The sequence below is a fragment of the Sivoneniella epilithica UHCC 1019 genome (genome assembly GCF_040830845.1).
GTDB lineage: Bacteria > Cyanobacteriota > Cyanobacteriia > Leptolyngbyales > Leptolyngbyaceae > ULC077BIN1.
Genome location: NZ_JBFPDP010000016.1, coordinates 103,450 through 112,076, shown reverse-complemented (window position 1 = coordinate 112,076; position 8,627 = coordinate 103,450). Strand labels below are relative to the sequence as shown.

Below are 8,627 nucleotides of genomic sequence, written 5' to 3'. Positions count from 1 at the left end.
GCATGATTGGTTCAGAGGTAGCTGCCGCTCTATTCTCTCCCATCTATCCACCAAAATAAAGTTGACAGCCTACTAGTTCCTCGTAATACCGAATGGTTTTAATTGGTACACCACTTTTTTTCGCCACTGGACCAATCTGTTTAGGCTGTTCTTGAGCTAACATCGCTAACCTCCAACGTGCAATGCAACGGCTTACTCTTACTTTAGGGTCTCCAGTGAGGTGGAGAGTCAAGCAAACAAATATCGTTAAGAGTGAATGTGGGTCTGCGACTGAACATGATTCACAGAATAAATCTGCTGGCTTGGTCGCACTTCAATCACCCCATGATTCATTTTCATGCCGCACATGAATTCATATTCACCAGACTGCTCAGGCGTAAATTCTACTGTTGTGATCTGCTCAGGAGTGAGAGCCGTCTCGATACCAAACGCTGGAATCAATAGTTGGTCATAGCACTCACTAAGATTCTTGCGATCGAACTGTAACCGAACAGGTTTTCCGGCTTCAACAATTACACGCTTGGGTTGATACCCCTTTTCAACGGCGATCGCAGCTTCTTGAATGCCCTCTGGCGTTACCGTTGCTTGCACACTAGAGGGAGCAACTTCGGAATTAGCAGGTTGAGAAGTTGGTTCTGGATGTGCCGTTGTCGGTGCATCTGCCGCTTGAGCTTCAACGACTCCGCGAAACATATTCATGCCGCAGGAAAACTCGTAACGACCGGGTTTATCAGGGGTAAATTCAATCGGGGTGACTTGATTCAGCATCAACTCTTGAGCAATCCGAAAATCAGGAAACCGAACTTCCTCTAAGCAACTGCTGGGGTCTTTGCGATCGAAATTCAAGCGCACAGGTTGTCCCGTCTGCACCACAATATGACTCGGTTCGTACCCGCCATCCACGGTAACGGTAACTTCCTGAATGCCTCCCTGAGTAGTCGCTTGGCGAGACTTCGGTTTACTCAGCAAGAACCACCAGAGTTCTAAGCCAATCAGACCTAATCCCCCCAATGTGACAGCAACTTTGGTACTTAATGGTTGTTCGATTCGCTCAAACTGACCTGAGCCGGACGATCGTGGCATCGATTCCATTGAGTGTCCTGGCACCTCAGCGGCAATCGCGCCTGAAATTGCGCCCAGTAGGAAGCCGAACCCTGCCAATGTTCCCCAAAAAATGGTTTTCTTCATTGTGAAAAATCTCCTTAAGCGTGTACCTTGGGCTTGAAGTTTCTGAGCCGTAAAGCGTTAGTGACAACGGAAACTGAACTAAATGCCATCGCGGCTCCGGCAATAACTGGGCTGAGTAACCAACCGAAAATGGGATAGAGAATGCCTGCTGCAATTGGAATCCCTGCCACGTTGTAAATGAAGGCAAAGAAGAGATTCTGCCGAATGTTCCGCATGGTGGCGCGAGATAGTTGAATGGCGGTGACAATGCCATTTAAGTCACCTGAAATCAATGTAATGTCGCTAGCCGCGATCGCCACATCGGTGCCCGTGCCGATCGCAATGCCCACATCGGCTTGAGCTAGAGCCGGAGCATCATTGATCCCATCTCCCACCATCGCCACACTCTTGCCTTCCGCCTGAAGTGATGCGATCGTTTCGGCTTTCTGGTCGGGACGAACTTCTGCCAAAACTCGCTGGATGCCCACTTCACGGGCAATCACTTCAGCCGTGCGGCGATTATCTCCCGTCAGCATCACCACTTCTAAGCCCATGCGCTGTAGGGCACGAATCGCATCAACAGAAGCAGGCTTAACCGCATCCGCAATTCCCATAAGCCCCGCCGCTGTCCCGTCTACTGCAATCCAAACTGCCGTTCTACCAAGGTCTTCCAGCCGATTCCATTGGTCTTGCAAGGGGCTGGTATCAACTCCCAGTTCTACCATCCAGCGATGGGTGCCAATTTGTACCCAATGTATTTGCTGATGATCAGATACTTTTCCCTGCACACCACTGCCAGCGATCGCTTCAAACTGCTGAGCATCGGCGATCTCTACTCCTTGCGATCGCGCATATTGCACGACTGCTTCTGCCAACGGATGCTCTGAGTTCCGTTCAACCGATGCCGCGAGCCGCAATAGCTTTTGTTCGTTCTGATCGGCGGTGCCGTTGACTGTGATGTAATCCGTCACCGTCGGTTTTCCTTGGGTAATTGTGCCTGTTTTATCCAGCACAATGGTTTGCAGCTTGTGTGCCATTTCCAGGCTTTCGGCTCCTTTGATCAAGATGCCGTTTTCCGCCCCTTTGCCGGTGCCAACCATAATCGAGGTCGGTGTTGCCAAACCCAAGGCACAAGGACAAGCAATAATCAACACGCCCACCGTGGTAATTAGGGCGATCGTCACATTGCCCATGATGTTAAACCAGATGACAAAGGTGAGAATAGCGATCGCAATCACCACTGGCACAAACCAGCCCGTCACCTGGTCAGCAAGCCGTTGGATTGGAGCTTTCGAGCCTTGAGCTTGCTGCACCAGTTTGACAATCTGCGCCAGAAACGTATCCTTTCCCACTCGCGTCACCCGAAACGTAAAGCTACCCGTTTTGTTGATCGTGGCTCCAACCACTTCATCCCCAGGCTGCTTTTTCACGGGCACACTTTCCCCAGTCACCATCGCTTCATCAATGGTTGAAATGCCGTCCACAATCTCGCCATCAACAGGAATTTTTTCGCCTGGACGAACCAGGATCACATCGCCTAAAACAACGTCAGCAATGGGAATATCGACATCGCGACCCTCGCGGATGACTCGTGCCGTTTTTGCCTGCAACCCCATCAGTTTACGCATTGCTTCTGAGGTTTGTCCCTTTGCCCGGTTCTCAAACAATCGCCCTAGCAAAATTAATGCAATCACGATGGCAGCCACTTCAAAGTACACATCTGGGCTGAGACCTTGAGCAATGAACCACTGCGGGAAGAACGTCGGAAACAGTGAGTAAAGATAAGCAGCGCCCGTTCCCACTGCCACCAGCGTGTCCATTGTGGCAGTACGGCGTTTGAAGGCTTTCCAAGCGTTGATGAAAAACGAGCTGCCTGCCCAAAATAGCACTGGAGTCGTTAGCACCAGTTGCAACCAGGGATTGTGTAACCACATGGGGATGAACGGAATCGACAAGCCCGTCATCATCGGCAATGAACCGATTACCAGAATGGCACTAATGATGCCGCTCACCCAAACCTTCCGGGTTAATTTTCGCTCCTCAGTTTGTCGCGATCGCCGCTCGACATCATCTTCAGGAATAAGCACATCTTCTTGCATGGGTTGAGCCGCATAGCCTGCTGCATCCACCGCTTTCTGAATCGTGGCTATATCTGTTTGAGTAGAGTCGTAGGTCACACTCGCTTGCTCAGCCCCAAAGTTGACGTTTGCTTGAGTCACTCCTGGAACAGAACAAATTGCAGTCTCGATATTGTTTGCACAGGAAGCACAACTCATGCCTCGCAGTTTTAAGATCGTCGTGTCCATAAGATTTGTAGTGTCTATAGTGAAAAGTTAATTAAGGATGTAGTCCGATGCAGCGATCGCTGCTGAAACATCAAGAGCTTGAAGAGGAGTTTTCTAATCAATCCTGAATCAATCACAGTTGCTCTGAGCTTTTAGGATGGACGTGAGAAAGCTGACGTTGGACGAACCAAATTGTTAAGGGCGGCATCAGCAACCACATTGCGAATGGGACTAATCCAGTGCCCAAGAACGGAATTGTGGGCATGATCTCAGCGTATGCCCATCGATTAAGGGATCCAGTTGCCAAAGCTTCAAAAACAACTGTGATCACCACTCCTACAAACGTATAAATGATGATTTGTCTGCGGCTTGGTCGCCGCACCCATTGACGCGACTTTGCTAGAACTGCAACTACCCAAAAAGCAGTCAGCGAAATTCCCACATCTCCAACGGTCGCAAGGGTACAGTTTCTAGTGCGATCAAAGCAAGAGAACTCACTAGGAACTTGATAAAACGGCATTTGCTGAATTTCCCAAAAGAAAGATAAGAGAAATGAGAATATTGCCACATTCCATTCAGGAGAATTCAGCCAGCGCCAAGAGCCAATGATGTTCTGATAATTTGCCATAGGATTACTATTCCACGGTGTAACCTGCGGCAGCGATCGCCTCTTTGATCACGGCTTCAGATGCTTGAGTTTCGATATTGACAAGTTTGGTTTTCGGGTCGGCTTGCACGTTAGCACTAGAGTCAACTGCGGTCACTGCCTTGGTGATTGTCTCGCTACAAGCCGAACACGCCATATTAGGAACTGTGAATTGTAGTGTCATTGAATTAACCTGCTTCGTTTTGATAGGACTCAAAAAAGAACTTAACTTGTTCTAAAAGCTATTCTGAACTCTCTAGAAGACTGGAGAGTCAAGGGGGTTAATAAATCTTTCTACTCAGGATGAATGTTTTCATAACAGACGATCCCTCTTCGCTTTTCCTAACTTCAGCCAATTCGTTGACATCAGGAGTAAAACGAGAGAGGGACGAAGTTTAAAGCACCAAATTTAAATGGAAGTGACCTAGCGATCGCGTAAACTACTGTGTTCTAGCTTGTCGGCGGACTTGCTGAATTTGAGCAATCTCGTCAGTCTGACTTTTAATTGTCTCCTCTGCTAACCTGCGAGTTTCAGGATTGCTAGCACTGTTGACAACCATGCCAGCCATCATCGCTCCCATCCGATGGTGCCGCGTCATCTGCTGAAGAAACGCTTCATCGAAATTGGGTGAATTTTGAAGAGATTACTTCATCTCCTGAGTCATCATCGCTTGCTGCTGCATTGACATCATCCTGCCTTGTCCCATCCCACCTTGCATATTCATGCTCGACCTGGGAACTTGAGTACCATACAACTTCTGGTACAAGCTTTGAAATTCCTGGATCTCACGAGTTTGGTCTTGAGCAATGCGTTGAGCCAGTTGCTTTACTGCTGGACTTTTAGCTTTGCTGACTGCCATTTCAGCCATTTCTTTAGCTGCCTGATGGTGGGGAACAATCATTTCAATAAATGATTTATCGATCGCCATCTGGCTACCCATGTTCTGCTGCATTTGGGTTGAGGTGGCTGGGCGTTGTGTGGGTGCCTGACTACGATCGTTCGCAATCGCGCGATCGCTGATAACAACTGCCGATAAAGTACTACCAGTAAGCAAAGCAACCAGAGTATAGACTGCAAATTTTGTGTTCATAGGTTTCCGAGAACTGTCCGAACCATTACTGTGAAACATTGAATTTCCTTTAGATTGTTAGTGTGCGATCGCAAGTTACCAAGGAGGTAATGCAAATCGCACTACCCACTTGGCAGTTATGAGCTAGGGATGAATTACGCCATTGCCGATGCCATCTGGCGGCAGGATTCAGCACAGCGACGGCAGGCTTGAGCACACTTTTTGCAATGCTCGTGATCGTGCTTTTCACATTCAGCCGCACAGCGATCGCACGCTTCCGCACACACTGCACACAGTTGAGCATGAAGATCCGAGTTACGAGCCATGAACCGAGCGCAAATGTCGCAGGTATCGGCACAGTCGCGGCACAGTTTGATACACTGAGCCATCATCTGCACCATGTCACTGTCTAAACAAGCGGTCGCGCAGTTTTCGCACTCACGCAAACAGTCAAGACAGTTTTGAATGCAAGTTTCAAGCAGAGATTGATGAGATTGAGTAACTGTCATAATCTAGCTCCTAGTAATTTAACAACAAGAGAACCCATTGGCTCTCAGGCTTCACACTAAAGGGGCATTCAAATAATTGCCTCTATCCTCCGAAAGGAGGATAGTTCACACCTTGGAACGACAATGATTTCATTCTGATTTCATAACTGTGTGCTTTGTTTAGGAGCTGCTCAACGAAAGATGTGCAATTTCACCTACGGATATACATGAATTTCATCTTGATTTCATAACTGTGTGTAAGGCTGAAAAAGATTACTAACGATTCAACAGTTTCAGCCTTAGAGTTTTCTTTCTGTAGAGTTTATCGATCCATTGACTCTCCACCCAACTGGAGAACTCAAAATAGCAACAGATACCTTTTGTTCCTTCTATCTAAATTGCACCGAAGCTATGCCACTCAATTATTTTACAAAAACAGGTTTCCTTGCCCTAACGTTAGGAGCGATCGCCACGAGCAGCGTCCTGAATGCTTGCTCATCATCGGCTCAAAACCAAGCACAAACCCCCAGTGCAACAGCAACGGATGCTGGAACCAAGCAAATGGATCACAGCAACATGGGTGGGATGAATCATGGTGACAGGTCAAAAGGCGGCATGATGGATCACAGCATGATGGATTTAGGTCCGGCTGATGCCGAACTTGATTTGCGCTTTATCGACAGCATGATTCCGCACCACCAAGGTGCCGTTGTTATGGCGAGGGAAGTGTTGCAAAAATCGAAGCGTCCTGAACTTAAAAAGCTAGCCCAGGATATCATCAAGGCTCAGGAGAAAGAGATTAACCAAATGAAGCAGTGGCGAACTGTTTGGTATCCCAAAGCACCCAGCACCCCTGTGGCGTGGCACAAAGGGATGAACCACTCAATGGCGATGTCTGATGACCAAATCAAAGCCATGCGGATGGATATGGATTTGGGTGCAGCCGATGCCGACTTTGACAAACGGTTCATTGATGCCATGATTCCGCACCATGAAGGGGCTGTCGTAATGGCAAATGACGCATGGCAAAAATCAAAGCGTCCCGAAATTCAGAAGTTAGCTCAGGGCATCATTGGGTCGCAGAAAGATGAGATCGAGCAGATGCAGCAGTGGCGCAAGGCCTGGTATGGAAAATAAGGTCGATTAGCATTTCATCCAAGCTGTGAGCGAATCCCATCTTGGAAACTAGAACTAACGATGGCATGAAATTTCATGTTCATTTCATATCTGTTTGAGACACTAGTGTTTAGTGACATGTCAAGTGTTTCGTTATGTACTCAAAGGGCTAGCCGATGACTTCAACCCCTCAATCCCGTAAACATGCGATCGCCTCCCGCTATCTCTCTGGTACGTTCCTCACGCTGCTCCTGCTGACTCCAACAACCAGAGTTGTGGCACATGCTGGACATGGCGACGAGTTTCAAGGAGGTGGTCAAGCTCAATCGGCAGGATCAATTCAGGTTGATCCTGCTACAACAAAGCAATTAGGGCTAAAGGTCGAACCTGTGACTCGTCAACGGTTAGCTTTTGGAGTCAAAACCACTGGGCAGATTGAAACGCTACCCAATCAGCAAGTCGAAGTTACCACACCTGTAGGCGGGACAGTGATTCGACTGCTGGTGAAGCCTGGAGACTCAGTTCAAGCGGGACAACCCGTGGCAATGATGACCAGTCCAGAGTTGGCGGCACTACAGACAACCGCGTTAGACCGAAGAGCAGAAGCGGTTGGCAGTGTTCAACAAGGTCAAGCCGATTTGCGATTGGCGCAGCAAAACCTGACGCAGCAAAAGCGAATTGTTGCTACTGACATTCAGCAAGCTCGAACCGAAGCAAACTTTTCTCAGGAGCGCTATGACAAGGACAAAGTACTGCTGGAACGGGGAGCCATCTCTCGGCGGCAGTTTTTAGAATCTGAAAGCAAATTAGCCGAAGCAAGGGCGGCGCTTGCCAAAGCGGAAAGTGGCTTGCCGGTTGCGGAAGCGCAGGCACAACTCCAGCGTGCTCAATCGGCATTGGAAGTGGCGCGATCTCGCGTTGGGTTAAGTGGTCAAGCCTATGAAACCCGTTTACGACAACTCGGAGCCAACTCAAATGAGGACGGTACTATTACAATTACGTCTCCCATCTCTGGAGTGGTGGCAGATCGGGAAGCGACGAAAGGCGAGTCAGGTCAGGACGCAGGCAAGCGGATTATGACCATTGTCAACGGCAGCAGCGTTCAAGCTTCCGGCAACATCTTCGAGAGAAATCTGGAAAGCATTGCGGTAGGACAAAGCGTCCGAGTGAGAGCCAATGGAATGCCCAATCGCACCTTCAATGGACGAATTAATGTCGTGGGTGCAGTGGTGAACGGAGAAAGCCGTGTCGTTCCTGTAAAAGCGGAACTAGATAATTCAGGCGGACTTTTAAAGCCTGGAATGTTTGTGGAGTTAGAAGTGCTAACTGACCGTACACCCGCATCTGTACTAACCATTCCTAAGTCTGCACTGGTGACAACCAACGACAAAAAGCAGGTTGTCTTTGTACAAAATGGCAATGCATTTCAACCCACTGAGGTCACACTGGGTCGAGCATCCGGCAACTTCGTAGAGGTCAAGAGTGGGTTGTTTGATGGCGATATGATTGTGACCCAACGCGCTAACCAGTTGTACGCTCAATCACTACGGGGTGACAGCAAGCCAGCCGATGATCACGCAGAAACGAATTCTACAGCCGCTTCTAAACCACAGCCTGCAATTCCCTGGTGGGCAATAATTCCTGCGGGAGGAGCGATCGCGGCTGGAACCTTCGCGGCTGGAATGCTCTGGGCAAATCGTGGCAACCGCAAGGCGTTTGTTCCATCACCTCATGGTCACACACACCGTGAATCCTTTGATGATTTGAGCTTGACTCACGCTGATGCTCACACCTTGGTAACACCGCCCTCCTTAGAGTCAGCGTCCGATCGTCATCAACCGCGCTAGGTAAATCA

The 8,627-nt window shown here is 48.8% G+C and carries 8 protein-coding genes and 1 pseudogene; 2 read left to right on the top strand and 7 right to left on the bottom strand.

What is annotated here, in order from left to right; translation table 11 throughout:
* Positions 1 to 43 precede the first annotated feature (43 nt).
* From AB3R30_RS12260 to AB3R30_RS12230, 7 genes and pseudogenes are all read right to left on the bottom strand, one after another.
* The gene (locus AB3R30_RS12260; RefSeq protein ID WP_458649472.1) at positions 44 to 163 is read right to left on the bottom strand and encodes a MerR family DNA-binding transcriptional regulator; all 120 of its coding nucleotides are present in this window, start codon (positions 161 to 163) and stop codon (positions 44 to 46) included.
* Positions 164 to 246: 83 nt separating this feature from the next.
* Positions 247 to 1,188: a cupredoxin domain-containing protein gene (locus AB3R30_RS12255; protein ID WP_458649471.1), complete on the bottom strand. Its 942-nt coding sequence runs from the start codon at positions 1,186 to 1,188 to the stop codon at positions 247 to 249.
* Positions 1,189 to 1,202: 14 nt separating this feature from the next.
* The gene (locus AB3R30_RS12250) at positions 1,203 to 3,473 is read right to left on the bottom strand and encodes a heavy metal translocating P-type ATPase (protein ID WP_458649470.1); all 2,271 of its coding nucleotides are present in this window, start codon (positions 3,471 to 3,473) and stop codon (positions 1,203 to 1,205) included.
* Positions 3,474 to 3,585: 112 nt separating this feature from the next.
* On the bottom strand, positions 3,586 to 4,080 hold the full coding sequence (locus AB3R30_RS12245) for a hypothetical protein (protein WP_458649469.1): 495 nt from the start codon (positions 4,078 to 4,080) through the stop codon (positions 3,586 to 3,588).
* 7 nt (positions 4,081 to 4,087) lie between these two features.
* Positions 4,088 to 4,282 (bottom strand): heavy-metal-associated domain-containing protein, encoded by a 195-nt coding sequence (locus AB3R30_RS12240; RefSeq protein WP_458649468.1) that lies wholly within the window; start codon positions 4,280 to 4,282, stop codon positions 4,088 to 4,090.
* Between the two features lie 256 nt (positions 4,283 to 4,538).
* Positions 4,539 to 5,027: pseudogene (locus tag AB3R30_RS12235) on the bottom strand (DUF305 domain-containing protein).
* Between the two features lie 296 nt (positions 5,028 to 5,323).
* A complete protein-coding gene (locus tag AB3R30_RS12230) occupies positions 5,324 to 5,677 on the bottom strand; it encodes a four-helix bundle copper-binding protein (protein WP_458649467.1) in 354 nt (117 codons plus the stop codon).
* A gap of 390 nt (positions 5,678 to 6,067) precedes the next feature.
* Between AB3R30_RS12230 and AB3R30_RS12225 the strand changes: the two genes are divergently transcribed.
* Both AB3R30_RS12225 and AB3R30_RS12220 read left to right on the top strand, forming a co-directional pair.
* Positions 6,068 to 6,793: a DUF305 domain-containing protein gene (locus AB3R30_RS12225; RefSeq protein WP_458649466.1), complete on the top strand. Its 726-nt coding sequence runs from the start codon at positions 6,068 to 6,070 to the stop codon at positions 6,791 to 6,793.
* A 155-nt stretch (positions 6,794 to 6,948) separates the two neighbouring features.
* Positions 6,949 to 8,619, top strand: a complete 1,671-nt coding sequence (locus AB3R30_RS12220) for an efflux RND transporter periplasmic adaptor subunit (RefSeq protein WP_458649465.1) — start codon at positions 6,949 to 6,951, stop codon at positions 8,617 to 8,619.
* Positions 8,620 to 8,627: the final 8 nt, after the last annotated feature.

Excerpts from the sequence above, each read along its gene's own strand:
- AB3R30_RS12260 (WP_458649472.1), bottom strand. The coding sequence starts at position 163 with ATGTTAGCTCAAGAACAGCCTAAACAGATTGGTCCAGTGGCGAAAAAA.
- AB3R30_RS12255 (WP_458649471.1), bottom strand. The coding sequence starts at position 1,188 with ATGAAGAAAACCATTTTTTGGGGAACATTGGCAGGGTTCGGCTTCCTA.
- AB3R30_RS12250 (WP_458649470.1), bottom strand. The coding sequence starts at position 3,473 with ATGGACACGACGATCTTAAAACTGCGAGGCATGAGTTGTGCTTCCTGT.
- AB3R30_RS12245 (WP_458649469.1), bottom strand. The coding sequence starts at position 4,080 with ATGGCAAATTATCAGAACATCATTGGCTCTTGGCGCTGGCTGAATTCT.
- AB3R30_RS12240 (WP_458649468.1), bottom strand. The coding sequence starts at position 4,282 with ATGACACTACAATTCACAGTTCCTAATATGGCGTGTTCGGCTTGTAGC.
- AB3R30_RS12230 (WP_458649467.1), bottom strand. The coding sequence starts at position 5,677 with ATGACAGTTACTCAATCTCATCAATCTCTGCTTGAAACTTGCATTCAA.
- AB3R30_RS12225 (WP_458649466.1), top strand. The coding sequence starts at position 6,068 with ATGCCACTCAATTATTTTACAAAAACAGGTTTCCTTGCCCTAACGTTA.
- AB3R30_RS12220 (WP_458649465.1), top strand. The coding sequence starts at position 6,949 with ATGACTTCAACCCCTCAATCCCGTAAACATGCGATCGCCTCCCGCTAT.